Annotated in this window: 25 protein-coding genes and 1 pseudogene; 14 read left to right on the top strand and 12 right to left on the bottom strand. The window is 66.4% G+C overall.

What is annotated here, in order from left to right:
- Positions 1 to 15: 15 nt before the first annotated feature.
- Positions 16 to 1,782 (bottom strand): CocE/NonD family hydrolase, encoded by a 1,767-nt coding sequence (locus DM818_RS11720; protein WP_158601433.1) that lies wholly within the window; start codon positions 1,780 to 1,782, stop codon positions 16 to 18.
- A gap of 150 nt (positions 1,783 to 1,932) precedes the next feature.
- Here DM818_RS11720 and DM818_RS11715 point away from each other — a divergent pair, with 150 nt between their 5' ends.
- The 3 genes and pseudogenes from DM818_RS11715 (at position 1,933) to mce (ending at position 5,046) form a co-directional block, all read left to right on the top strand.
- Positions 1,933 to 3,609, top strand: a complete 1,677-nt coding sequence (locus DM818_RS11715; protein ID WP_123124146.1) for an acyl-CoA mutase large subunit family protein — start codon at positions 1,933 to 1,935, stop codon at positions 3,607 to 3,609.
- Between the two features lie 48 nt (positions 3,610 to 3,657).
- Positions 3,658 to 4,605, top strand: a pseudogene (locus DM818_RS11710) (formate/nitrite transporter family protein); the annotation flags it as partial.
- Positions 4,606 to 4,659: 54 nt separating this feature from the next.
- Complete coding sequence (gene mce, locus DM818_RS11705; RefSeq protein WP_123124148.1) at positions 4,660 to 5,046, top strand: methylmalonyl-CoA epimerase; 387 nt, start codon at positions 4,660 to 4,662, stop codon at positions 5,044 to 5,046.
- Here mce and DM818_RS11700 read toward each other — a convergent pair.
- Both DM818_RS11700 and DM818_RS11695 read right to left on the bottom strand, forming a co-directional pair.
- Positions 5,043 to 5,624: an NUDIX domain-containing protein gene (locus DM818_RS11700; protein WP_123124149.1), complete on the bottom strand. Its 582-nt coding sequence runs from the start codon at positions 5,622 to 5,624 to the stop codon at positions 5,043 to 5,045. The genes mce and DM818_RS11700 overlap by 4 nt on opposite strands.
- Positions 5,625 to 5,840: 216 nt before the next feature.
- Positions 5,841 to 6,476: an FAD-dependent oxidoreductase gene (locus DM818_RS11695; RefSeq protein WP_075936557.1), complete on the bottom strand. Its 636-nt coding sequence runs from the start codon at positions 6,474 to 6,476 to the stop codon at positions 5,841 to 5,843.
- A gap of 212 nt (positions 6,477 to 6,688) precedes the next feature.
- Between DM818_RS11695 and DM818_RS11690 the strand changes: the two genes are divergently transcribed.
- From DM818_RS11690 to DM818_RS11670, 5 genes are all read left to right on the top strand, one after another.
- Positions 6,689 to 8,458 (top strand): 2-oxoacid:acceptor oxidoreductase subunit alpha, encoded by a 1,770-nt coding sequence (locus tag DM818_RS11690; RefSeq protein ID WP_075936558.1) that lies wholly within the window; start codon positions 6,689 to 6,691, stop codon positions 8,456 to 8,458.
- Positions 8,455 to 9,321 carry a 2-oxoacid:ferredoxin oxidoreductase subunit beta gene (locus DM818_RS11685; protein ID WP_123124150.1) on the top strand — a complete coding sequence of 289 codons (867 nt, stop codon included), beginning with the start codon at positions 8,455 to 8,457 and terminating at the stop codon, positions 9,319 to 9,321. The genes DM818_RS11690 and DM818_RS11685 overlap by 4 nt, the downstream gene beginning before the upstream one ends.
- A 113-nt stretch (positions 9,322 to 9,434) precedes the next feature.
- Entirely contained in the window at positions 9,435 to 10,709 is a 1,275-nt protein-coding gene (locus DM818_RS11680; protein WP_123124151.1) for a digeranylgeranylglycerophospholipid reductase, read from the top strand.
- Positions 10,710 to 10,765: 56 nt separating this feature from the next.
- Complete coding sequence (locus DM818_RS11675) at positions 10,766 to 11,602, top strand: aldo/keto reductase (RefSeq protein WP_123124152.1); 837 nt, start codon at positions 10,766 to 10,768, stop codon at positions 11,600 to 11,602.
- A gap of 43 nt (positions 11,603 to 11,645) precedes the next feature.
- Positions 11,646 to 12,806, top strand: coding sequence for a 3-dehydroquinate synthase II (locus DM818_RS11670; protein WP_075936562.1), 1,161 nt, complete (start codon positions 11,646 to 11,648; stop codon positions 12,804 to 12,806).
- A 12-nt stretch (positions 12,807 to 12,818) separates the two neighbouring features.
- Here the strand turns inward: DM818_RS11670 and DM818_RS11665 are convergent, their stop codons facing one another.
- Both DM818_RS11665 and DM818_RS11660 read right to left on the bottom strand, forming a co-directional pair.
- On the bottom strand, positions 12,819 to 13,502 hold the full coding sequence (locus DM818_RS11665) for a type I 3-dehydroquinate dehydratase (RefSeq protein ID WP_075936563.1): 684 nt from the start codon (positions 13,500 to 13,502) through the stop codon (positions 12,819 to 12,821).
- Between the two features lie 43 nt (positions 13,503 to 13,545).
- Positions 13,546 to 14,547: a DNA-methyltransferase gene (locus tag DM818_RS11660; protein WP_075938396.1), complete on the bottom strand. Its 1,002-nt coding sequence runs from the start codon at positions 14,545 to 14,547 to the stop codon at positions 13,546 to 13,548.
- 88 nt (positions 14,548 to 14,635) lie between these two features.
- Between DM818_RS11660 and DM818_RS11655 the strand changes: the two genes are divergently transcribed.
- A complete protein-coding gene (locus DM818_RS11655) occupies positions 14,636 to 15,325 on the top strand; it encodes an HAD family hydrolase (RefSeq protein ID WP_075936564.1) in 690 nt (229 codons plus the stop codon).
- Positions 15,326 to 15,356: 31 nt separating this feature from the next.
- Positions 15,357 to 15,806, top strand: a complete 450-nt coding sequence (locus DM818_RS11650; RefSeq protein WP_075936565.1) for a universal stress protein — start codon at positions 15,357 to 15,359, stop codon at positions 15,804 to 15,806.
- A gap of 1 nt (position 15,807) precedes the next feature.
- On the opposite strand, the gene DM818_RS11645 is transcribed toward DM818_RS11650, so the two are convergent.
- The 5 genes from DM818_RS11645 to trpC are packed head-to-tail and all read right to left on the bottom strand — an operon-like array spanning position 15,808 to position 20,251.
- Positions 15,808 to 16,596, bottom strand: coding sequence for an SDR family NAD(P)-dependent oxidoreductase (locus tag DM818_RS11645; RefSeq protein ID WP_075936566.1), 789 nt, complete (start codon positions 16,594 to 16,596; stop codon positions 15,808 to 15,810).
- Positions 16,597 to 16,627: 31 nt separating this feature from the next.
- Positions 16,628 to 17,413, bottom strand: coding sequence for a 2-amino-3,7-dideoxy-D-threo-hept-6-ulosonate synthase (locus DM818_RS11640; RefSeq protein ID WP_075936567.1), 786 nt, complete (start codon positions 17,411 to 17,413; stop codon positions 16,628 to 16,630).
- A 4-nt stretch (positions 17,414 to 17,417) separates the two neighbouring features.
- Positions 17,418 to 18,233, bottom strand: a complete 816-nt coding sequence (trpA, locus tag DM818_RS11635) for a tryptophan synthase subunit alpha (protein WP_075936568.1) — start codon at positions 18,231 to 18,233, stop codon at positions 17,418 to 17,420.
- Positions 18,226 to 19,506, bottom strand: a complete 1,281-nt coding sequence (trpB, locus tag DM818_RS11630) for a tryptophan synthase subunit beta (protein WP_075936569.1) — start codon at positions 19,504 to 19,506, stop codon at positions 18,226 to 18,228. The genes trpA and trpB overlap by 8 nt, the downstream gene beginning before the upstream one ends.
- Entirely contained in the window at positions 19,493 to 20,251 is a 759-nt protein-coding gene (trpC, locus tag DM818_RS11625) for an indole-3-glycerol phosphate synthase (RefSeq protein ID WP_123124153.1), read from the bottom strand. Before trpC ends, trpB begins: the two co-directional genes overlap by 14 nt.
- Positions 20,252 to 20,353: 102 nt before the next feature.
- On the opposite strand from trpC, the gene DM818_RS11620 reads away from it, so the two are divergent.
- Genes DM818_RS11620 through DM818_RS11605 form a run of 4 tightly spaced genes read left to right on the top strand, consistent with a single transcriptional unit; the run spans position 20,354 to position 23,018 of the window.
- Positions 20,354 to 20,677 (top strand): uS10/mL48 family ribosomal protein, encoded by a 324-nt coding sequence (locus DM818_RS11620; protein ID WP_075936571.1) that lies wholly within the window; start codon positions 20,354 to 20,356, stop codon positions 20,675 to 20,677.
- A 37-nt stretch (positions 20,678 to 20,714) separates the two neighbouring features.
- Entirely contained in the window at positions 20,715 to 21,983 is a 1,269-nt protein-coding gene (locus DM818_RS11615; RefSeq protein WP_075936572.1) for an amidohydrolase, read from the top strand.
- Between the two features lie 40 nt (positions 21,984 to 22,023).
- Positions 22,024 to 22,776 (top strand): hypothetical protein, encoded by a 753-nt coding sequence (locus DM818_RS11610; RefSeq protein ID WP_075936573.1) that lies wholly within the window; start codon positions 22,024 to 22,026, stop codon positions 22,774 to 22,776.
- A gap of 44 nt (positions 22,777 to 22,820) precedes the next feature.
- The gene (locus DM818_RS11605; RefSeq protein ID WP_123124154.1) at positions 22,821 to 23,018 is read left to right on the top strand and encodes a DUF7333 family protein; all 198 of its coding nucleotides are present in this window, start codon (positions 22,821 to 22,823) and stop codon (positions 23,016 to 23,018) included.
- A 51-nt stretch (positions 23,019 to 23,069) separates the two neighbouring features.
- Here the strand turns inward: DM818_RS11605 and DM818_RS11600 are convergent, their stop codons facing one another.
- Together DM818_RS11600 and DM818_RS11595 are read right to left on the bottom strand one after the other, a co-directional pair.
- Positions 23,070 to 24,041 (bottom strand): phosphoadenosine phosphosulfate reductase family protein, encoded by a 972-nt coding sequence (locus DM818_RS11600; RefSeq protein WP_075936575.1) that lies wholly within the window; start codon positions 24,039 to 24,041, stop codon positions 23,070 to 23,072.
- 96 nt (positions 24,042 to 24,137) lie between these two features.
- Positions 24,138 to 24,788 (bottom strand): DUF7110 family protein, encoded by a 651-nt coding sequence (locus DM818_RS11595; protein WP_123124155.1) that lies wholly within the window; start codon positions 24,786 to 24,788, stop codon positions 24,138 to 24,140.
- Positions 24,789 to 24,806 lie beyond the last annotated feature (18 nt).

Here is a 24,806-nt window from a genome sequence, read left to right as displayed (position 1 = left end):
ATGGACGCCGCAGCGTCAGTCGTCGCCCTCGGCTGATTCGGTCGACTCCGACCGCCCGAACCGTCGGGAGAGCAGATAGCTGAGTCCACCTGCGCCCCCGAGGGCCGCCGGCACCCCGAATCCGGGCTGGCTCCCACTCGTACTCGTCTGCTCTGTGGCGGTGTCCGTCGCGGTCGCAGTCGCCGTCTCCGTATCGGTCGCGGTCGGGGTTGCGGTCGCAGGCGCAGACAGCGCCTGACTCGCCGGAATCGACAGTTCGACCTCGGTGTCGGCAGCCAGTTCGATGCCCGCGTTGTCGTCCGACGGTCGGTACAGCGACCCGCCGAAGAGGTCAATGACCTCGGCGGCGGTGAGGTCGTCCTCGCGGGCGCTCATCGCCACCCGCAGCGTGTCGCCGGCTTCGAGGTGCGCGTGCACGCCGAACAGGTCGAGTTCGAGTTCGCCGGACTCCGTGACGGCCTGCGGCGTCACCTTGTCCTTGATTGTCGTCGCCTCACCGTCGCGAACGCGCTGGAGGGCGACGAACAGGTGGCTTCGTCCCTCGCCGGTCGGCGTCAGGTCGACGCTGAGCGACGGAATGCCGAGAACCTCGGTCGCCTCGGTAATCTCGATATCGACGCCCGCGACGTTCCCCTCCGCGCCGTCGAGTTCGACCGCCTCGGAGAGTGTCCTCGTCGTCGAGCGCTCCGGGTGCGGGGGGTACTCCTCGGCGGCCATGAACTCGTCTGCCTGCGCGTCGTAGTAGTGGAGCGGCGACACGTCGATGTCGCCGTCCTTGAGCCGGGCTTCCTGCCACTGAAGCGCCAGCTGGCCGACGAACTCCCTGGACGTTTCCGACCCCGGCGGGTAGCTGTCGGCCCGCCCGAGGATGTGAGTCCCGTCCTGTCCGAGCACGAGCGTCGTTGTGCTCCCGTCCGACTGGAGCTTCCGGGCGTTCCGTACGCCCTCGTTAATCGGGAACAGCTGGTCGGTGAGTTCCGGAATCACAAGTGCCGGGGTGTCCTCGATGGCGTCGTACGAGACGGGCGAGCGCTGGCGGTAGTACTCTCGGTCGGCCTCGGTCATTCGGCCGCGTTCGAGCACGCCGCTCGTCGTCGCCGTGTTCTCCTCGGAGATGTCGCCGGTCTGTGCGCCGTATTCGAGCGCCTCGATCCAGCCGCGTTTGATGACGCCGTTCGGGGCGAGCGACTGGGCGAGGTTGTTCCACGTCGCCCGCGGAACGATGGAGTCGAGCCGATCGTCGACGGAGGCGGTTCGCATCTGAATCCCACCCCCGTAGGAGGTGCCGTCCATCCCGATTCGCGGGTTGTTCTCGCCGTCCGTCATCACCGCGGTCTGTCCGGCGAGATAGTCGATGAGTGCGCTCGCGTCCTGTCGTTCGAGTTCGCTCGTCGAGTGGACCTCGCCGCCGGAAGGGTCGGCGTTTTCTCCCTGTCCGAACCCGCGGGAGGTGTACGCCAGCGCGACGAATCCGTTGCTCGCGTACACCTCCGCGAGCGGCTGGAGGTCGCTCTTGTTCCCACCCCACCCGTGGGTCATCAGGATCGCAGGGTGGGGTCCCTCGCTCGTCGGCTCATAGAACGTGGCCGCGAGTTCGGTCCCGTCGAAGGATTCGATTCGGCGCTCGTCGCGCTCGAAGGTCGCCTCGTCGCTTTCCAGTGCCGCCACCGGGTGAGCGAACGGGTCCAGCTGGCTCCCCGCGAGGGCAAGTCCCGTCGCCGCGCCGAGATACTTCAGTACGTTTCGCCGCGTCTCCGTCGTCTGCGTGTCACTATCTGCCACGGCATAACTCCGAGTACATACGAATATTAAATGTTTGGAGGTGTACAAGGGACACAATAGGACGCCGACCGAGGGCGATGTCCGAGAGAACAGGCGAGCGGTCGTCGGTGACCCACCAACCGTTAAGCGACGCCGGAACGGAGCGGTGGTATGTTCGACGACGAGGACCTCGCCGCGATTCGCGAGGGGAAAGAAGAGTGGCACGAGGAGACCTTCGAGCCGACGGTCGACCGGTTCGGCGAGCGCAAAGAGGAGTTCACCACCGACACCGGCGGTCGCGAGGTCGACCCGCTGTACACGCCGGCCGACATCGACGACCACGACTACGAGGACGACGCCGGCTATCCCGCTGAGGCCCCGTTCACGCGGGGCGTCTACTCCACGATGTATCGCGGGCGACTGTGGACGATGCGCCAGTACGCCGGGATGGGGACCGCAGCAGAGACCAACGAGCGGTTCCAGTATCTCATCGACGAGGGATCCTCGGGGCTGTCGATGGCGTTCGACCTTCCGACACAGATGGGGTACGACTCGGACGCCGACATGGCACAAGGCGAGGTCGGGAAGTCGGGGGTCGCCATCGACTCGCTCGCCGACTTCGAGACGGTGTTCGACGGCATCTCGCTGGACGAGGTGAGCACGTCGATGACCATCAACGCCCCCGCCTCGATTCTGCTGGCGATGTACATCGCCGTCGGCGACAAGCAGGGCGTCCCCCGCGAGGAACTGCGCGGGACGATTCAAAACGACGTGCTGAAGGAGTACATCGCGCGCAACACCTACATCTTCCCGCCGGAGCCGTCGATGCGACTGATTACGGACATCTTCGAGTTCTCCGCCGAGGAGATTCCGAACTTCAACACCATCTCCATCTCGGGGTACCACATCCGGGAGGCCGGCTCGACGGCCGCACAGGAGATCGCCTTCACCCTCGCGGACGGGATGGAGTACGTCGAGCGGGCAATCGAGGCCGGCCAGGACGTGGACGAGTTCGCCCCGCAGTTGAGTTTCTTCTTCGCCTCCTACAACAACATCTTAGAGGAGGTCGCGAAGTTCCGGGCCGCCCGCCGGATGTGGTACCAGATTATGGACGAGCGGTTCGACGCCCAGAAGGACGCCTCCAAACAGCTGAAGTTCCACACCCAGACGGCCGGGTCGACGCTCACCGCCCAGCAGATCGAGAACAACGTCGTCCGGGTGGGGTATCAGGCGCTCGCGGCCGTGTTGGGCGGCACGCAGTCGCTCCACACGAACGGGAAAGACGAGGCGCTGTCGCTGCCGACCGAGAAGTCCGTCCGGACCGCGCTGCGAACCCAACAGATTCTCGCCCACGAGTCGGGTGCAGCAGATACGATTGACCCGCTTGCTGGCAGTTACTACGTCGAGAGTCTCACCGACGACATCGAGGCGGAGGCGTTCGAGATTATCGACGAGGTGGACGAGCGCGGCGGGATGCAGGAGGCCGTCGAGTCCGGCTGGGTGCAGGGCCAGATTCAGGACGTGGCCTTCGAGCGCCAGCGCGAAATCGAGACCGGCGAGCGCACCATCGTCGGCGTCAACGACTACCAGGTCGACGAGGAGCCGGAAGAGGACATCGAGGAAGTCAGCGAGGAGGAACAGGAGCGCCAGAAGGAGCGCGTTCAGCAGCTGCGGGAGGACCGCGACAGCGAGGCCGTCGAGGAAGCCCTCGACGAACTGCGCGAGGTGTGTGACTCCGACGAGAACGTGATGCCGGCCATCGTCGACGCGGTGAAGGCGTACGCGACGACGGGCGAGATTGCGAACGCGATGCGTGACGTGTTCGGCGAGCACCGCGCCGGCATCTGAGACGGAAGTAGCTGGATTTTTTGAGTTGGCCAGTCGTTCGACGTGAACATGAGCGACGACACCGAGCAGTCGGAGACGGACGGCGAGACCGTCCGGACGGCCATCGAGCGGTCGCGAAGCGGCGCGCCCGCCGTCGGCCACACCGTCAGAGACCGGTTCGAGACCCACGAAGTGTTCCAGCGTATCGTCGTCGCGGCCGACGAGGAGGCGACGACGGGGGCGCGTGAACTGTTCTTCAGCGCGCTCGCGGCGGGGTTCGCCATCACCGTCACCTACCTGCTGTACGCCTCCATGACGGCCGCGACGGGAGGAGCACCAATCGCCAGCGTTCTCCTGTATCCGCTCGGGTTCGTCTTCATCATCCTCGGTGGCTACCAGCTGTACACGGAGAACACGCTCCCGCCCGTGGTGTTGCTGTTGGAGCGGCTCATCAGCGTGCCGCGGCTGCTTTCCATCTGGGGTATCGTCCTGCTCGGCAACTTCACCGGCGGGCTGGCGGGGGCGCTCGTGTTGTCACAGACGGGCGTGTTCTCGTCGGAGAGCGCGGCGGCCGCGACCGACCTAGCGCGGAAAGGGATCGAGGCGACGCCGGTGACGCTGTTTTTCAAGGCCGCCTTCGCGGGCCTCATCGTCGCCGGCATCGTCTGGCTCGTGTACGCCGTCCGCGACGACGTGGCGCGGGTGCTCGTCATCTATCTCGCCTTCCTCGCCGTTCCGCTGGGTGACCTCTTCCACGTCGTCGTCTCCTTCACCGAGGGGATGTATCTCGTGTTCAACGGAACCGTCGGGCTGGCCCCGGCGCTCGGTGGATTCGTCGTGCCCGTCCTGTTGGGCAACACGGTCGGGGGGGTCGTCCTCGTCACCGTCGTCAACTACTTCCAGACGACCGAAGAGCGGCTGGACATCGCCAGAGCCGACGGGGTCGACCGCCGGCTCACGACGAAAGAACTCTTCGTCGGCGAGCGCGCCGGGCGGTCGTACGTGCCACAGCAGGACGACGACTGAGCCGACGAGCACAACGCTGTTGGTGGCGGTCGCCGATTGTCGGGTATGCACCTCGACCACACCGGGCTCGCGACGACCGACCTCGACTCGCTGCTGTTCTGTTTCGAAGACTTACTCGACGCCGAGGTCGCCCACGAGGAACTGTTCGACGGGATGCGAATCGCCTTTCTCGACGTTGGCGGCGACTACCTCGAACTCATCGAACCCGTCGACGGCGAGGGCGCAATCGCCGGCTATCTCGACGCGAACGGGCCGGGGATTCACCACCTCGCCTTCGCGACCGACGACATCGAGGCTGCGCTCGAACGCGCACGCGAGCAGGGTGTCGAGCTCATCGACGAGGAGCCGCGCGACGGCGCGTGGGGTCACGACGTTGCCTTCCTCCACCCCAAGTCGACGGGCGGGATGCTCGTCGAGTTCGTCGAACACTAACCCCACTCGTCCCACGAGAGGGGCCGGTCTTCGACCGTCGGGTGGAGTCGGTCGGGGAGGTCGTGGAACCACGCCGCGCCGTTGAGTTCCGATTCCTGTACGTCGATGCTGCCGCCCGTCTCCGCAGCGAGGAACGTGACCCACAGCGTGTGAATCGTCCCCTCGCCCGTCTCCGACTCGCTGACGAGATGGCGAACGCGCCGGCAGTCGGTGACCGAACACTCGGTGCCGGTCTCCTCGAACACCTCGCGCTGTGCGGCTTCCTCGTAGGTCTCGCCGTCTTCTCTGCCCCCGCCGGTCGGTCCCCACGCGCTGTCGCCGCGCCCGTAGCCGAGGAGGACGCGGGGGTAGGGTTCCGCTATGTCCTCGGCGTCGGGCATCGAATCCGACAGGTCGGGCGGCGATTCGCGTACGACCCACGCGTAGCCGCCGCCGGTGTAGCCGTCGGCCGCGTAGTCGGCGAGTTCGGCGAAGAGGTCGTCGTCCAGCGTCTCGCGCTCTTCGATAACCTCGGGGTCGTACTCGTCGGTGAGGCGAGCGAGCCGCGACCGGACGGTGTCGGCGTTGTGTGAGACCATCGGAGAACAACCATCGAGGCGAACTGAAAGAAACTGCCGAAATCGATGAAAACCACTACGTCCAGCATGCGGCGCGCGAGCACCGCGAGCGCGCCGTTTCACCGAGCCGACCGCAGGGAGGCTCGGCTGCGGATTTTGGTGCAGATTTTTCGCCCGAGCGGTGCCCACAGGCACGGCGAAGCCGTGCCGAGGACACCCGAGCGGCGAAAAAGGTGCTCAGCCGAAGTTCTCCACCTTCGCGTCCTCGAAGCTCCCGCCCGCGTCCTCGATAGCATCCTCGGCGAGTTCGAGGAAGTCGGCGAAGCCGTAGACGAACAGCTGCTGGTCGTCGAAGCTGGCCGCGACGGCATCGCGGAAGCCGTCCTCGTCGTCAACGACGTGAACTTCGGCGTCGGCTGCGAGGGCGTCGAGCCGCTCGGCGTGAACCGGCTCGTCGTCGAAGTAAACGACGGTCACGTCGTTGCCGGCGCGGACGGCGGCCTCGGCGATGCCGACCGCGGGACCGACGCCCGGCCCCCCGGCGAGCACGAGCGACGCGGATTCCCCCTCGTAGAAGTCGGAGCCGAACGGGCCAGTGACGGTGACGGCGTTGCCGGCGTCGAGCGAGAGGAGATACTCGGAGAAGTCGCCGCCGTCCTCGGGGTCGTAGCCGACGGTGAGTTCGAACGTCTCCTCGGTATCGGGCGAGGAAATCGTGTAGAATCGGGCCTCCTGCTCGCCGTCGATGATGGTCGAGAGCTTCACGAACTGGCCGGGTTTGCCCTCGAAGTCGGCGGGCGTATCGAGGTCGATAGCGACGGTGTCGGGACCGACATCGCGGACGGTACGGACGGTCGTTTCGGTGGGTTCCATACCGGTGGGGAGTGGCGGGCGGTGAAAGGCACTTTCGGTCAGCGGCCGCCGGGCGCGATTGGACGTTCGAACGCTTCTGTGCGACTGCGTGGACAGAGTTGTGGAAACGGGCCGTAATCGCCGGTATTTGCCCGTCCTTCGAGGGATTCGAGATAGCGCGGAGTAGGCTATTCAGAAGTCTTAACGTCCGGCGGAGTGAATCGCAACACAGCATGACAGAGGACCTCAACTGGGCCGTCGGCGGGGAAGCCGGCGACGGGATCGACTCCACGGGGAAGATCTTCGCTCAGGCTCTCTCGCGGGCGGGACGACACGTCTTCACCTCGAAGGATTTCGCCTCCCGGATCCGCGGTGGCTACACGGCCTACAAGGTTCGCACGTCCGTTGACCGCGTCGAGAGCGTGGTCGATCGCCTCGACATCCTCATCGCGCTGACCGAGCGCACCGTCGAGGAGAACATGGACGAACTACACGACGACTCGATCATCATCTTCGACGGCGAACGCTCGATGATGTCGGACTTCGAAGCGCCCGGGGAGATGTTCGGACTCGACGTGCCGCTCAAGCGGCTCGCCGAGGACGCCGGGGGCGCAATCATGCGCAACATCGTCGCGCTCGGTGCCGCGTGTGAGGTGTCTGAGTTCCCGATCGAGAATCTCGACGAGTCGCTCGAAAAGCGCTTCGGCAACAAAGGCGAGTCCATCGTCGCCAACAACAAGGAGGCGGCCCGACTCGGCCAGGAGTACGTCCAGGAGGAGTACGACCTCTCGACGCCGTACGAGCTGGAGACGACCGACAACGACTACGTCCTCCTCAACGGTGACGAGGCAATCGGTATGGGCGCAATCGCCGCCGGCTGTCGCTTCTACGCCGGCTATCCGATTACGCCCGCGACCGACGTGATGACGTATCTGAAGGGGCGCATCGAGCGCTTCGGCGGGAACGTCGTCCAGGCGGAAGACGAGCTGTCGGCCATCAACATGGCACTCGGCGCGGCCCGCGCGGGTGCGCGGTCGATGACCGCCACCTCCGGCCCGGGTATCGACCTGATGGCCGAGACGTTCGGTCTCATCGCCACCTCGGAGACCCCGCTCGTCATCGCCGACGTGATGCGCTCCGGTCCCTCGACGGGGATGCCGACGAAACAGGAGCAGGGCGACCTGAATATGGCCCTGTACGGTGGGCACGGCGAGATTCCGCGGTTCGTCCTCGCGCCGTCCAGCGTCTCGGAGTGTTTCTGGAAGACCGTCGAGGCGTTCAACCTCGCCGAGCAGTACCAGACGCCCGTGTACGTCCTGTCGGACCTCGCGATGGCCGTCACGGAACAGACGTTCCCGCCGGAGGTCTTCGACATGGACGACGTCGAAATCGACCGCGGGAAGGTCGTCGACGAAGACTCCATCGAGGAGTGGCAGGACGAGTCCGGCCACTTCAAGCCGCACGCCATCACCGACGACGGCGTCTCCCCGCGTGCCTTCCCGGGCACGGAGGAGGGTGCACACATGAGCACCGGTCTCGAACACGACGAGCTCGGTCGCCGAACGGAGTCCACCGACATGCGCATCGAGCAGGTGGACAAGCGCAACCGGAAGGTCGAGACCGCTCGCGAACAGGAGGACCTCTCGCCCCGCGAGTTCGGGAACGAGGACAGCGACAACCTCGTCGTCTCGTGGGGGTCCAACGAGGGCGCGCTCCGCGAGGCAATCGACCTCCTGGAGGAAGACGACGTGGACATTCGCGTCCTGTCGGTGCCGTATCTGTTCCCGCGGCCGGACCTCACCGAGGAGTTCGAGCGCGCGGAGGATGTCGTCGTCGTGGAGTGTAACGCGACCGGGCAGTTCGCGGACGTGTTAGAACACGACACGCTCCAGCGGGTGCAGCGGGTCAACAAGTACAACGGTGTCCGCTTCAAGGCGGACGAACTCGCCGGCGAGCTCAAGGAGGCCCTTGGCATCGTCGACGAGGCGGAGGTGCAAGCATGAGCTCAGACAACGTCAGATTCGTCGACTTCAAGTCCGACAAACAACCAACCTGGTGTCCCGGCTGCGGTGACTTCGGGACGATGAACGGGATGATGAAAGCACTGGCCCAGACGGGCAACACCCCGGACGACACGTTCGTCGTCGCGGGTATCGGCTGCTCGGGGAAGATCGGGACGTACATGCACTCGTACGCGCTTCACGGCGTGCACGGGCGCGCGCTCCCGGTCGGCACGGGCGTGAAGATGGCCAACCCCGACCTCGAAGTGATGGTCGCGGGCGGTGACGGTGACGGCTACTCGATTGGTGCCGGGCACTTCGTCCACGCCGTGCGCCGCAACGTCGACATGACGTACGTCGTCATGGACAACCGCATCTACGGGCTGACGAAGGGGCAGTTCTCGCCGACCTCGCGCGAGGACTTCGAGACTTCGACCTCGCCGGACGGCACCCACCAACAGCCCATCAATCCGCTGGCGCTCGCGATGGCCGCCGGCGGCAGCTTCATCGCGCAGTCGTTCTCGTCGGACGCACAGCGACACGCAGAAATCGTCCAGAAGGCCGTCGAACACGACGGCTTCGGCTTCGTGAACGTCTTCTCGCCGTGCGTCACGTTCAACGACGTGGACACGTACGACTACTTCCGCGACTCGCTCGTCGACGTCGGCGACTCCGACCACGATCCGACGGACTACGACGCCGCGAAAGAGAAGATTCTCGACCGCGAGACCGAGTACCAGGGCGTCCTCTATCAGGACGAGTCTTCGACGCCGTACAACGAACTCGAAGGCGCGACCGAGAACATGGCCGACATCGAGGAGTCCCCGCCGGAGGAGGCGATGGACCTCGTGCGCGAGTTCTACTAACGCCGACTTCTTTCCGTTTTTGCCGTCCGACAGCTGCGGCACTCGGCTCCGAAGCGAGGGGGGCGACGGTCCCCAACCGAAACGCCTGATAGCCGGGAGCACGCGTAATCTGTATGAGCGGAGACGATGCCGACAACTTCGACGTCATCATCGCCGGCGCAGGTCCGGCCGGGGGACAGTGTGCCCGGGACCTCGCCGCACGCGACTACGATGTCCTCCTCTTAGAGACCGAACCCGAAGACGAGTTCCCGCGCCAGAGCAACAAATCGACCGCCGGAACGTTCCCGCGGATGACCGGCGCATTCGGCGTTCCCGACCGCCTCGTGGAGCAGTTCACGGACAGCGTCATCGTCGAGTCGCCGAACGACCACTACGAACAGGAGCAGCCGGGCGCGGTCCTCGATTTCGTGGCGTTCAAGCAGTGGCTCGTCGAGGAGGCCCGCGAGAACGGTGCGGAAGTGCGCTTCGACGCGCGGGTGAACACGCCCATCACCGAGAACGGCCGCGTCGTCGGCGTGACGTACGACGGGTCCAAGGAAGTCCACGCCGACATCGTCGTGGACGCGACGGGGCCGAGCGCGTCGCTGGCGAAGAAACTCGACGTGGTGAACCTCCACCGCGCGAACCAGGCTATCGGCATCGACTACAAGCTGGAAGGGCTGAACCTCGACCACGAGGAGTACGCCGACCTCACCGGGTCGATGATGCTGCGGCTCGACCACGACATCGCGCCCGGCGGCTACTCGTGGATTTTCCACACCGGCGGCGACACCGCGAAGGTCGGCGTCTGTTACATCCAGAACGAGCGCCACGACGAGGTCGCACGCGACGATATGCGCATCGACGACTACCTCGACTACTGGCGGGAGACCGACCCGCGGTTCGAGGGCGCACAAGCCATGGAGGGAGAGCACATCCTCCGGGGGTCGGCGCACATCCAGATGCCCGGCTCGCTCTCGACGGACGGCTTCATGGCCGTCGGCGACACCGTTCCGACCATCGACCCGCTGTGGGGCGAGGGAATTCACCAGGGGATGAAGTCGGGTCGCGCGGCGGCGGTGACTGCTGACCACTGTCTGACGGGGACGGACCGCAACGTCTCCGCCGACGAGATGAGCATCTACGACGGGCTCTGGAGCGAGCAGGTCGCACCGAAGATGTCGAAGCGGCTGCTCATGACCGAGCTGTTGTATCTCGTCGACAACGACCGGTACGACCGGTTCGTCCGCACCATGCGTGAGCTGCCGAACGACACGCTGTCGAGTGCAAACACCGGAAGTCTGCGTTCTATCGCCAAGCTCCTCGAACCGGGCGATTTGTCGTATCTCGCCCAGCTCGCGCGCAACCGCATCACCGACCCCTACGGCCGCTGGAACCCGCTCTCGTAGCGCGGGGACCCGCCGCGACCGTAAGCCGTTTTCCGTCTCGTCGTGTATCCGGACGTATGTCACAACAACAGTCGACCGACGAGGTTCCGGTACGCGACGGCATGCCCGTCTTCGGACTGGGCACGTGGGAGAACGACGACCAACAGCAGGTCGCAGACTCCGTCCAGTCCGCACTGGAGATGGGGTATCGCCACATCGACACCGCCCAAATCTACGGCAACGAGGAGGGTGTCGGTGACGGTATCGCCGCCGCCGACGTGCCGCGTGAGGACATCTTCCTCGCCTCGAAGGTGTGGATACCGAAGCTCGGCCACGACGACGTTATCGCCTCCACCAAGGAGAGTCTCGAAAAGCTCGGTACGGAGTACGTGGACCTGATGTACGTTCACTGGCCGGCCGGGGCGTACGACGCCGAGGAGACGCTGTCGGCGTTTGCCGAACTGAAGGAGGATGGGCTCATCGAGCGCATCGGCGTCTCCAACTTCGAGCCGGAGCACCTCGACGCCGCACGGGACGTGCTCGGCGACGACGTGTTCGTCAATCAGGTGGAGATGCATCCGCAGCTCCGACAGGAAGCACTGCGCGAGTACTGTGCGGACGCCGACATCGAACTTGTCGCGTACTCCCCGCTCGCTCGCGGCGGCGTCTTCGAGATGCCGACCGTCTCCGACATCGCCGACAAACACGACGTGAGCGAGCCGCAGGTGAGTCTGGCGTGGCTGCGCGAGAAGGGCGTCACTGCGATTCCGAAGGCGACCAGCGAGAGTCACATCCGCGATAACTGGGAGAGTCTGGCCCTCGAACTCGACGACGAGGATATCGAGGCAATCGACGCCATCGAGACGACAGAGCGGTGCGTGAATCCGGATTTCGGTCCGGACAGCTGGGCGTAACCCCTTTCGCCACGTTCAAGATTCGGCTTCTCGAATCTCCGGTATGACACGCTCTGTCTGGCTGAAGGCCGACGACACCGTCGGCGACTGGGAGACACGCCGCGAGCGCATCACCGCCGGGCTGGAGGCCGGCGTCGACGTCGTTCTCGTCGATGCGAAGGACGTCGACCGCGTCCGCGAACTCGGACAGGTGACCGTGGCCGCCTTCGTCGGTGACGACGTGCACGTGATGGACAGCGACGACGACTACGGCGAACCGGACATCCGCGTCGTCGGGAAGGGCGGCGAGGGCGATTCGACGGTCGACCTCCCGTCTGATTTCTCCGGGAGTGCGGACCTGACGACGCTGCGTCGTGGCAACGCCGACGCCTCCTACGTCCGGATTCTGAACCAAGAGTACGAGACGTTCGCGCAGGAGGCCGCCACCGAGGCCGACTACACCGTCGTCATCGGCGAGGACTGGCAGATCATCCCGCTCGAGAATCTCATCGCGCGCATCGGCGACGAGACGGAGCTCGTCACCGGTGTGCGCAACGCCGAGGAGGCTCGCACCGCCTTCGAGACGCTCGAACTCGGTGCCGACGCCGTCCTACTCGACAGCGGCGACGTGGGGACGATTCGAGACGTGGTGGACGTGCGCGACGCCTCCGAGCGCGAACAGCTCGATTTGGAGTACGCGACCGTCACCGCCGTCGAGGAGACCGGCAGCGCCGACCGCGTCTGTGTCGACACCGGCTCGATGTTCGACCACGACGAGGGGATGTTGGTCGGCTCGATGTCGCGGGGGCTGTTCTTCGTCCACGCCGAGACCGCCGAGTCGCCGTACGTCGCCTCCCGCCCGTTCCGCGTGAACGCGGGCGCGGTCCACGCCTACGCCCGCACGCCCGGCGGCGGGACGAAGTATCTGGCCGAACTCGGCTCCGGCGACGAGGTACAGATCGTCGCGACGGACGGCTCGACGCGTGAGGCAATCGTGGGTCGTGCGAAAATCGAGAAACGCCCGATGTTCCGCGTCGAGGCCGAAACGGAAAACGGCGACCGCATCGAGACCTTACTCCAGAACGCCGAGACCATCAAGGTCGCCACCGAAGATGGCCGGACGGCGGTGACCGAACTCGAGGCCGGCGACGAGATTCTCGTCTACTACGAGGACACCGCCCGCCACTTCGGCGAGGAAGTCGACGAGAGCATCATCGAGAAGTAATCCCCCCGCAGCTTATTCTGATAGCGACTCCACGAGGCCCGCGAGCGTTTCGAGGTCGTACTGGCCGGGCGCGGTCGCGTCGGCGGGGTCGACGGGCGCGTAGCCGAGCTTCGAGCCGTAGCCCGGCGCGACCGCGCGGGTGTGCGCCCCGACCTCGCCCATCGCCATCGTCGCGACGGCCGCACCCTCCCGGGTCATCGCGTGCGTAATCGAGAGCAGTCGAAGCGTCTCCTCGCGCGTCTCCGCCGTGACGGCGAGCTTGCCAACGTCGCCGGCCGCGGCCGCCCGCGCCAGCAGTCGCGCCAGCTGCTCGCTCTCGGGCGTTCCCTCGAAGTCGTGGACGCTTGCGATTACTGCGGCGTCGTGCTCGTGGGCGTACTCGAGCGTCGGCTGTGCGCCGTCCTCGATGGCGGCGACCTCGACGTCGATTGCGGCGACGGCGTCGTGCTCGCTCGCCGTTTCGAGCGCGTCCAGCCGCCCGTCGTCGCCGGCCTCGCCACCCTCCCACGTCGGACGGTTCGTGCACAGGAGGGGGAGGTCGCCGTCGTAGTCGGCGAGCTGGTCGAGCGGGTCGGCGGCGAGGTCCATCCGGAACTCGACGAGGTCGGCGTGGTCGCGGGCCGCGGGTTCGTCGGCGAGCGTGGCCGTCGAGGCGGCGAGTCGGAACCGCTCGAAATCGAGCGCGTAGTCGGTCATACCCGAAGGTTGCGCGGTGGGATGAAAACCCCGACGACACGGCTCAGACGGGGTCGTACGTCGCGTGCCACGTCCGACCGTCGCGGCTCACGTCCGCGACCTCGTAGAGGCGAATCCGGCGCTCGCGGCGCGTCTTCACGCCGAAGTCGTAGTGGTCGGCCTCGTAGCTGGTGGGGTGGTCGGCGGCGAAGGCGTGCTGGCTGTCGAGTCGCTCGCCGACGACCTCACTCGAAAGGGTCGGGGCCTCTGTGACTGCCTGCTCGAAGGCCGAGAGGAGCGAGCCGTCGCGCTCGTAGCCGACGGAGTTGCGGCCCGCGACGAGTGCTGCAAGCGACGTAGTGCCGGTCCCCCAGAAGGGGTCGAGCACCGTGTCGCCGTAGACGGAGAACATCGAGACGAGCCGGTAGGGCACCTCGAACGGGAACGCGCCCGACCGGTCGCGGCCGCCGTCGGAGAGGGTCTGGCGACGGCCGCGAATCTCCCACGCGTCCGAAAACCACGTGTTCCGCTCGTCCCAGAAGTACGCCGACTCGTAGCGCGTCTCGTCGCTGGGTGGGAACTCCCGGGGCCCCCCGTTGCGAAACAGGAGGATGTGCTCGTGTTCGAGCGTCGGGTAGGCGTTCGTCGGTAGCATCCCGCTGCCCATGAACTTGTTTTGTGCGTTGGTCGGCTTGCGCCAGAGGATATCGGGGAGCGTGCTGAACCCGTGGCTCCGCATCCGGCTGGTGATTTCCGCGGCGTTGGGGTACTGCTGGAACTCACCCGTGTTGCGGGTGGCGTCGCCGACGTTGATTGCGACGATACCGCCGTCGCTCACGGCGTCGGCGAGTCGCGCCCACACGTCGTCGAGCACGTCGTGCATCAGCTGGAAGGCACGGTCGCCGTCTGCGGCGTCGAGTGCCGCCCCGATAGCGGGGTCTTGTGCGGTGAAGCTGTCGTCCCACATCTCCACCATCGGGTACGGCGGCGAGGTGACCACGAGGTCGACACTCCCCACCGAGAGGTCGCGTGCGTCGCCGACTCGCACCTCGTGGCTCGTCTCCACACTCTCCACGAGAGGGTCGCGCTTACGGGTCTTGCGGTCTGAATCGCACAGCCGAACGGCTTTTGTCCGGGTAGCTGTCACCTGTTGTATGACTCTCTCGCGGTCGTCGGTCGAGACGGTGTGTTTCGACTTAGACGACACCCTCATCGAGTATCGGCAAGACGGCGACGAGACCCTGAACACGGCGTTTCGTCGGGCCGGCGTCGGTCGCTTCTGCTCCAGTGACGAACTGTGGGCGCTGGCCTCGGAGACGCCCGACGCGGACGACGACCACCAGTTCCTGACGTATCTGTTCCGGGCGGCGGCAAAGCGCCACGGCGGGCCGACGGAGTCAGCCGAGACGCTCGCCCGGACGTACGAGGCTGCGACCGACCACACTGACGTGCGCTTTCGTCCCGGCGCGGAGGCCGCACTCGATGCGGCCCGCGCGCTCGGCCCGGTCGGGCTCATCACGAACGGCGGGCCCGAGGTGCAACGACAGAAGCTCCGCGCGCTCGACCTGCAGTCGGCGTTCGACACGACCGTGTACGCCGGCGCGGAGACGCCGCCCAAGCCGGCCCGCGAGCCGTTCGACCGCGCGCTCACCGACCTGAACGCCGACCCGACCGAGACGCTCTACGTCGGGAACTCGCTCCACCACGACGTAGCCGGTGCCGGCGGCGCTGGTCTCCAGACGGCGTGGTACCCCCGCGAGGGCGACCGCGGCAAGCGGGCAGACACCCACACGCCGGACCACACGCTGGAGTCGCTCTCGGACCTCACGCGGCTGCTTGAGTAACCGCTAATTACCGGTCGCGCGTACCACGGGTATGGTGCTGTTCGTTCCGTTCGACGGGTCGCCGCTGTCGGAAGCGGCGCTGTTGCGCGCGGTGATGTTCTCTACCGGCTTCGACGCCGAGCTGCTCGCGGTGACGGTGCTCCCGCAGGGAAACACAGCGTACGCCCGCGACAGAGATTGGTTGCGGCCGGGAGAGTCGTTCGACCGCGAGACGATCGAGACCCGAGTCACCGAGCGCGTCCACCACCTCGCGCCCGAGGCCACCGTCCGGTTCGAGTACGTCGACCGCCACGCGCCCGCCGGGACGATTGCCGCGCGCCTCCGACGCGTCGCCAAGGATGCAGACGCGAGCGTCGTCTTCATCGGCAGCGAGAACGCCGGGACGATGGTCACGTCCTTATCGAGTGTCGCCGGCGGCGTCACCGCCGACCGCGGCTACGACGTGATGCTCGTGCGCTCGGAGAACCCCTTCCACCTGTGAGCTACGAGACCTGCCAGCCGCCGTCGACGTGGAGCAGTTCGCCGGTGACGTACCCGGCAGCCTCACTCGCTAGCCAGAGAAACGCCGGCGCGACGTCTTCGGGATGGCCGGCCCGGCCAAGCGGGACGGGCTTCAGGAGGTCGTCTTCGCGCGCGCCGGTCTCCGCCTCCTCGGTCCACCCCTCGGAGAACTCCGTCGCAATCTGGCCCGGTGCGACGGCGTTGACCCGGATGCCGTCGTCGGCGAGGTCGAGCGCCGCGGTCCGGGTGTGCATCCGAATCGCTCCCTTGGTAGCGTCGTAGCCGACCTGCCCGTGTTGGGCGTCGTTCGATGAGATGGAGGCGGTGTTGACGATGCAGCCGGGAGCGTCGCGGTCGAGCATGTCTTCGGCCGCGATCTGCGTGCCGAGGTGGACGCCCCGGACGTTCACCTCGTACATCGCATCGAGGTCCGCCGCGTCGAGGTCGGTCGGGTGTCCGTGGCGGTTCACCCCAGCGTTGTTCACCATCACGTCGACGCCGCCGTACTCGCGCGCTCGCTCGACGGCGTCGCGTACGTCGTCCGGAGTCGACACGTCCGTCTCGACGAAGGTCGCCTCGCCGCCGGTATCGGTGATGAGGTCGTGTGTCGGCGTCGTCGCGTCCCGGTCTTTCGGCTCCTCGCGAATGTCCGCGACGACGACCGACGCGCCGGCACCGGCGAAGGCGACCGCGGCCGCCCGTCCGATGCCGCTCGCGCCGCCGGTTACGACGACCGTCTCGCCGTCGAAGTCGTAACTGACTGTGCCCATGGCGACGGCGACAAGACGAGACGGTGTAAAACTACGCGAGGTCGGCGCGGTCGAGCGCCTCGTCGGTGGTGGCGTCGTCGTGGACGACGGCGCTGACGGCGGTGGCGATAGCCTCGGGGTCGTCGTGTTGGAAGATGGAGCGACCCATCGAGACGCCCGCGCCGCCGGCGTCCATCGTCCCGCGGACGGCCTCGATGGTCTCGCGGTTCGTCCCCTTCGAGCCGCCGGCGATGACGACCGGCAGGCGCGTCGACTCGACGACGTGCTCGAAGCTGTCGGGGTCGCCGGAGTAGCCCGTCTTGACGACATCCGCGCCCAGTTCCTCGGCGAAGCGGACGGCGTGACCGAGGGATTCGGGGTCCGTGCTGTCGATACCCTCGCCGCGGGCGTACGCCATCGCGAGGACGGGAATGCCGAGCCGCGTCGCCTCGTCGGTCACCCGTGCGAGGTCCTCCAGCTGCTTCGGCTCGTACTGGGAGCCGACGTTGATGTGGAGCGAGACGGCGTCCGCGCCGGCACGAACGGCCTCCTCAACCGTGCCTGACATCCGCTTGTCGTCCTCGTCCGGCCCGATGGTCGTGGAGGCGTTCAGGTGGATGATGTACCCCTTCTCGTTTTTGTTCGGGTGGACGCGCGGGGCGATTCCCTTCTGGGTGAGGACGGCGTCTGCACCGCCGCGGGTGACGCCGTCGATCGTCGATTCGATGTCCTTCAGGCCGGTGACGGCACCCATCGTGATGCCGTGGTCCATCGGGACGATGAAGTAGTTACCGTCGGTGCGAATCCGGTCGAGTCGTGCGTTGAGTCCTGTGTGCATGTGTCTACTGTGCGCCCTCCAGCGCGCCCGCCTTCAGTTCTTCACAGAGCGATTCGAGTTCGGCCGCCGTCTCCTCGGTCGGGGCGTCCGCCTCCGTCCCCTCGGCGATGATATCCACCAGTGCGCTGCCGACGATAATCCCGTCAGCGCCACCGGCAATTATGTCGCGTGCGTGCTCGCCGGTCTTGATACCGAAGCCGACCGCCTTGGGAATGTCGTACGCGGCGAGTCGGTCGAGACTCGACGTGGTTTCGCTGCTCACGTCGTCGCGCGCCCCGGTGACGCCGAGTCGCGCCTGCACGTACAGATACCCGGAGGACAGCGAGACGAGCCGGTCGAGTCGCTCGTCGTCCGTCGTTGGTGCGACGATGAACACCAGGTCGAGACCGTGTTCGTCACACGCCTCGCGCAGCGGGTCGGCCTCCTCGGCGGGGAGGTCGGGAACGACGAACCCGTCGATGCCCACGGACTTCGCCTTCCGGACGAACGGCTCCGGGCCCGGTTCGTCGCCGTACTGGTAAATGAGATTGTAGTAGGTCATGCAGACGACCGGCACGTCGACGTCGAGGTCGGTGACGAACTCGAAGTAGCGGCCGACCGTCATCCCGCCCTGCAGGGAGCGAACGATGGCGTTCTGGATGGTCGACCCCTCGGCAATCGGCTCCGAGAACGGCAAGCCGAGTTCGATGATGTCGGCCCCGCCGCGGGCCAACGCCTCGACGTATTCGAGCGAGGCGTCGTAGCTGGGGTCGCCGGCGGCGAGATACGGGATGAAGGCCGGTTCGTCGGCGAAGGCGGCGTCGATGGCCGGATTACTCATCGAAGACCTCCATCGCCGGCGCGTTCGGAATGTCGCGTTGTGCGGTTTCTTCCAGCGCGGCTTCGAGGTCCTTGTCGCCGCGACCGGAGACGTTCACGACGACGAACTCACCGAGGTCGGCGTCGGTTTCGGTTTCGAGGAAGGCGAGCGCGTGAGCCGTTTCGAGGGCCGGGATGATCCCTTCCTCCTGTGAGAGGCGGTGGAACGCCTCCAGCGCGGCGTCGTCGTCGACGTTCACCGGCGTGACGCGCTCGTCGTCGACGAGCTTCGCGAGTTCGGGACCGACGCCCGCGTAGTCGAGTCCGGAGGAGACGGAGTGAGACTCCATGATTTGGCCGTCGCTGTTCTGGAGGAGCTTGGTGCGGGCACCGTGGAGGACGCCCTCACTCCCCGTCGAGAGCGAGGCCGAGTTGGGCGCGACGCCGCGTTCCTCGTCCACGTCGAGCGAGGAGCCGCCCGCCTCGACGGCGAACAGCGACACGTCATCGTCGGCGTCGGTGTTCGAGTCGGGGGCCGTCGAGAAGGGGGAGTCGCTGGTGAAGTCGGCGAAGATGCCCATCGTGTTCGAGCCGCCGCCGGCGCAGGCGACGACCGAATCCGGAAGCCGACCGTACTGCTCGCGGGTCTGCCGGCGCGTCTCCTCGGAGATGATCCGGTGGAAGTCACGCACCATCGCGGGGAACGGTGCCGGACCGACGATGGAGCCGATGACGTAGTGGGTGTTCTCGACGGTCGTGGCCCAGTCGCGCATGGTCTCGGAAATCGCCTCCTTCAGGGTACCGCGGCCGGTGTCGACGGGGTTGACCTCGGCACCGTTGATGCGCATGCGGAACACGTTGGGTCGCTGGCGGTTCACGTCCCGGCGACCCATGTAAATCTCGCAGGGCATATCGAGGTGGGCGGCGGCCATCGCGGTCGCGGTGCCGTGTTGGCCCGCGCCCGTCTCGGCGATGATGCGCTCTTTGCCCATGTACTTCGCAAGCAACACCTGGCCGAGCGCGTTGTTCAGCTTGTGCGCGCCGCCGTGGAGCAGGTCCTCGCGCTTGAGGTAGATGTCGCGGTCGTAGCGTTCAGAAAGGTTGTCCGCGCGCTGGAGCGGGGTCGGCCGGCCGCCGAAGTCGCGGATGCGTTCACGGAACTCGTCCATGAAGCCGTCCTCGTTGTTGAGGACGTACCGCTCGTAGGCGTCGGTCAACTCCTCTATCGCGGGCATCAGTGCCTCGGGGACGTACTGGCCGCCGTAGTCGCCGAACGTTGTGTCAGTCTCTGGCATGTGTGAGTCGGTGTGTGTTCTGCTCGACGTCGCCGTCCATGATCGCCGAGCCGACGAGCAGGGCGTCGGCCCCGGCCGTGCGCATCCGTCGCACGTCGTCTACCGTATGTATGCCGCTCTCCGCTATCAGCGTGACGCTCTCGGGGGCCGTCGGCGCGACGGACTCGAAGGTCGCGAGGTCGACTTCCAGTTCCGCGAGGTCGCGGTTGTTGACGCCGATGAACTCCGCGCCGGCCGCGACGGCGCGGTCGAGTTCCGCGCGGGTGTGCGTCTCCACGAGCACCTGAAAACCGCGGTCGCGGGCCGCGGCGAGCATCGGTTCGAGGTCGTCGCCCAGAAACCGCGCGATGAGCAGTACCACGTCGGCTTCGGCCACGTCGAGGGCCGCCTCGTCGAGGAGGAAATCCTTCCGGAGGACGGGCACGTCGACGGCCGCGCGCACCCGTTCGAGGGTCTCGACGGAGCCGCCGAAGTGGTCGGGTTCGGTGAGCACCGAGAGGGCGGCAGCGCCGCCGGCAACCATCTCGCGTGCCAGGTCGACTGGGTCGTCGCGGCGTTCACCGTCCGTCGTCGGGCTGGTGGGCTTGACCTCCGCGATGAGCGGGACGCGACCGTCGGCTTCGGCGCTCGCGAACGCGTCCGCGAGCGAGCGCGGGTCGACGGACACGCGCCCGTCGCCGCCGCCACGGTCGCGGGCCGCGTCGAGGATCGACCGCACCTCGGGGGCCATCTCGTCGGCGTTCATATATGTACATCAGTGGGTGTATCTGTGCAAAAGCGTTGTGCCATCAGCGCGGGGCCAGCGGTCGAACGGCGCGTTTTTCCCCGTGCCGACGAACGACCGGGTATGCCATTCGTCACGAAGCTCTCCTTCGAGAGCGGGGACCGCGAGGTGCTGGACCGCGTGGTCAACGACATCAAGGAGCGCGCCGCCCACAAGGGCGTCCAGCTGAAGGGACCACACCCCCACCCCGCGACGGAGGTGTCCGCGCCCCAGTACAAGCGACTCAAGCCGGGCGACGGGTTCGAGCCGTGGAAGTTCAGCGTCTACACCCGCGACATCGAGATTCACGACCACGACCAGTTCGCCCGCGAGGTGGCCGGCGACGAGTACCCCGAGAGCATCCACGTCGAGGCGAACGTCGAACAGCGGAGCGGCGTCGGCACCTGACGGCGAGACTTTTGACGGTCGCACGTTGAGTGAGGGTATGAGCCTGACAACTCGCGACGCACTCGTCGCCTTCCGGCGTGACCTCCACCAGTATCCGGAGCCGGCCTGGCGCGAGTTCTACACCACCTCCCGCATCGTCGACGAACTCGAACGCATCGGCGTCGACGAACTGTATCTCGGCCGCGACGCCCTCAAGAGCGAGGCGCGGATGGCCGTCCCCGACGCCGAGGAAATCGAGTCGTGGCGAGAGCGCGCCCGCAAGAAGGGTGCCCGCGAGGACGTACTGGCGGCCGCGGAAGGTGGCCACACCGGTGCAGTTGCCGTTCTCAAGAAAGGTGAGGGACCGACCGTCGCGCTCCGGGTCGATATCGACGCGCTCCCGCAAAAGGAGTCCGAGCGCTCGGAGCATCTGCCGACCGCGGAGGGGTTCCGCTCGGACAACGAGGGTCACATGCACGCCTGCGGCCACGACGCCCACGCGACGATCGGGTTAGGCATCCTCGAACGCGTGAAGGAGTCCGACTTCGCGGGCACGTTCAAGATTCTGTTCCAGCCGGCAGAGGAGGTCGTCGGCGGCGGGAAGGCGATGGCCGAGTCCGGCCACCTCGACGACGTGGACCACATGCTCGCGCTCCACGTCGGGCTCGATTACCCGACTGGCGAGGTCGTCGCGGGTATCGACGGGTTCCTCGCGGTCGCGCAGCTCCACGCCGAGTTCACGGGTCATCCGGGCCACGCCGGCGCGAAGCCCGAGGAAGGACGCAACGCCGTACAGGCGATGGCCGCAGCCGTGCAAGGCCTCTACGGGATTCCGCGCCACTCCGACGGCGCGACCCGCGTCAACGCCGGCCGCGTCGAGGGCGGGACGGCCTCGAACATCATCCCCGAGTCGGCGACGATGGAAATCGAGGTGCGCGGCGAGACGACCGAGCTGAAGGAGTTCGTCCACGAGCGGGCGATGGACGCGCTCGAAGGGTCCGCGCAGGCGTACGGCTGTGAAGTCGACGTGAACGTGGTCGGTGACGCGCCGAGCGCGACCAGCGACGAGTCGCTCGTCGACCTCGTCGCCGAGGCCGCCGGCACCGTCGATAGCGTCGAGTCGCTCGTCCGCCGCGGCGACCTCGGGGGCAGCGAGGACGCGACCTACCTGATGCAGTACGTCCAGGACAACGGCGGCGACGCCTGCTACGTCTGTATCGGCACCTCCCACCCCGGCGGTCACCACACCGCGACGTTCGACGTGGAAGAAGAGACCATCCCCATCGGTATCGACACGCTCGTGGGTACTATCGAGCGGCTGGGCTGAAGGTCGCAACGTTGACGGTCGCCGGGTGAGAGACACCGGTATGGCAGCCGAGCAACCCCGCGAGCGCGAGGGCATCCTCCACGGGCTGAAGGTCGACATCATCGCGCTCCACGAGTCGTGGATGCAGCTCGTGTTTCCCCGCCAGCGCGGGCGGAAACACTCCGTGCTCGGCAAGTGGCAGCCGACGACGACGGGTGACAAGCTGAAGTACCGGCTCTGGTCGCTGCTCGGCGTCCCGCTCGTCGCGTTCATCTACCCCTTCGTTCTCGCCGGCTTCGCGGTGCGGTTTCACGCGACGCGACTCGACAGCGGCGTCGCAAGGGTCGGCGGCGTCGGGATACTGCTGCTCTCGCTGCTCCTGTGGGGCGGGCTGACGGCCGCCGCCCGCGTCCAGTTCGGCGCGACCGCCGAGGGATTTTACGCCGTCGCGGCCGCCTCCGTCACTGCCGTGTTCGCGAGCCTGCTCGCGCTCGCCTTCCGCAGGCTCGGCGGGCGATTCGTCACCGTCCTGCTCGGCTACCCGTTCGCGATGACCGCGCTGTTTCTCCCGCCGGTCGTCGCGGCGCTGTACTCGCCGACGGTCGCCGACGCCGTGCTCCCGGGGAGCTTCGACCTCGCGGTGTACTTCCTCGATAACGTCGCGCCGCCGGCACTGGCGGAGACGCTTCGCGCGTCGTACGACCTCGAAGGGGTCGCGTACGTCATCATGTGGTTCGGTATCGCGGTGCCGCTGGGGTGGCTCTTCGGTGTCGTCGTCACGCTCGCGAACGTCGTTCGCCCGACCGAGGAGTGACCCGCGCGCAAACGACTTTTGCCCGAGCGCCCCCATCGTCGCGTATGGAGTTCAACGAGACGACGACTGGCGGACTGTTCATCGGACTGGTGGTTGTGGCGCTGCTCGCCCTGATTCTCGCGCCGATTCCGATGGGGACGTCGACCATCCTGATGATGGTCGGCCCGTCCATGCTGGTGTTCGGTGCAATCTGTCTGATACTGGGCGTGAAGCTGGGCGAAAACCGCGCGAGCGGCCTCTGAGGCCGTCGATATCCGGTCGGAAACAGAACTGAGAAGCTGACTGCCCGCGTTTTACATGTAGCCGAGGTCGCGCAGCCGGCCCATCAGGTCCTCTTTGTCCTGTGCGCGGCCTGCGCGCTCGGTCGTGTTCTCCATGTCCTGGAGCCACGCCGGCTCCTCGGCGGACTTGTCGGTCGAGATCTCGGAGCCGAGCGAGCGGAAGCCCGCGAAGTACTTCGGCGACACCGGGATATCCTCGTGGGTGAGGTCGTTCGGGAGGTCGTCGAAGCTCTGGGGCACGTAGCCGTCGTCCGGGTAGCCGTCGACCGTCTCGGGGACGACGAAGTACCAGAACGCCTGCCACACGTCGGCTTCCTTGAACTGCAGGATGGGCTGGATGCGGTCGTGGGGCGGGTAGATGTCCGGGTCGTGGCGCGGCGAGAAGAACGTCTCGTCCGCGCGGGCGTCCTGTTCGTCCCAGCGGATGCCCGAGATAATGCCGTCGATACCCTCGGATTCGAGCGTGTCGTTCAGCGCGACCGTCTTGAGGAGGTGGTTGCCGACGTAGGTGTCCAGCAGGAACGGGAACGTGTCCTCCTCGTACTCGAGGATGTTGCGGATGTGGTGTTGGTTGTGCTCGGAGAGCTCATCGACCGGGATGTCGTCGCCGGGCGTGAGCCCGTTGGCGTCGACGTAGTTGCCCACGTCGTCGTTGCGGGCGTACTTCAGGTCGATGTCCCACCGGTCTGCCCACCGCTCGGCGAACTCGATGAGTTCATCGAAGTGCTGGAAGTGGTCGATGAACACCGCGGGCGGCATCTCGATGTCGTCGTACTGCTCGACGACCTCCTTCACGAAGTAGAGCGTGAGCGTGGAGTCTTTGCCGCCGGTCCACATCACGGCCGGGTTCTCGTACTCGCGCAGGCCCGTCTCGACCACGTCGAGCGCCTTCTGGAGCTTGTCTTCGATGTTCGGGTAATCCTCTGGGTCCTCGCCTTCGCCGTCGGTGTAATCGACGTTCAGGTACTCCGGAAACTCTGTCATCCTGGTAATTACATCTAATTAGAGGCAAAAACCTCTTTCGGGTTACGACGGTTCCGGCGCTGTCGGGGAGCGTGAAAAATCGGAGAAGGGAGCGGTTCAGTTGATGAACTTGTTGTCGCGCCACTGCACCGTGTTTTCGGCCTCGCGCTCGCGCGGGTCCTCGACGATTTCGATGGTCGCGGCGCGGTCTTCGCCCTCGACGATGCGGTGGGCTTCGAGCGTGTCGTCGACGGCGGCGATGGCCGTCAGTTCACCACGCTCGGCGTAGCGGGCAAGGTCACACAGCACCTCGAACATCGGGTACTGGAGCGCTGTGTTCTGGAGCACGGTCTCGCGGTCGCCCTTGAAGCAGGCGTACTCGCGGAGTTTGGAGTTGATTTCCGGCTCCTCTTCCTCCTCTGCTTGAGCGAGCGACCCCCAAGAGGGGCTGTCGCCGCTGCTGCTACTGCTGCTACTGCTTCCGCCACCGAAGCCGGGCTGTGCCTCCTCGGGCGGCTCCTCGACCCACTCGCCGTCCTCGTTTTCGTACACGCGATTTTCAGCGATGCTGGCTTTCAGCTGGGCAGTTGGCGTGTACTTGGAGATATTGTCCTCGGCGGAGACGGCCTTGACAATGAGAGTGTTGTTTCGACGAGTAATCTCGATGTCCTCGATTTCGACCGGAAGGTCGGTTTCCTCGAAGAACTCGTGGACGTCATCCAACGGCAGTTCGAGCGTGGAATGAAGTCGGAATACGCGACTGTTCATCGTTGATTCCCCCGATAA

It is taken from the genome of Halosegnis longus (assembly GCF_009663395.1).
Classification (GTDB): domain Archaea; phylum Halobacteriota; class Halobacteria; order Halobacteriales; family Haloarculaceae; genus Halosegnis; species Halosegnis longus.
The sequence above is the reverse complement of the archived record's forward strand: the minus strand, read 5'-3'. Positions and strand labels throughout refer to the sequence as shown.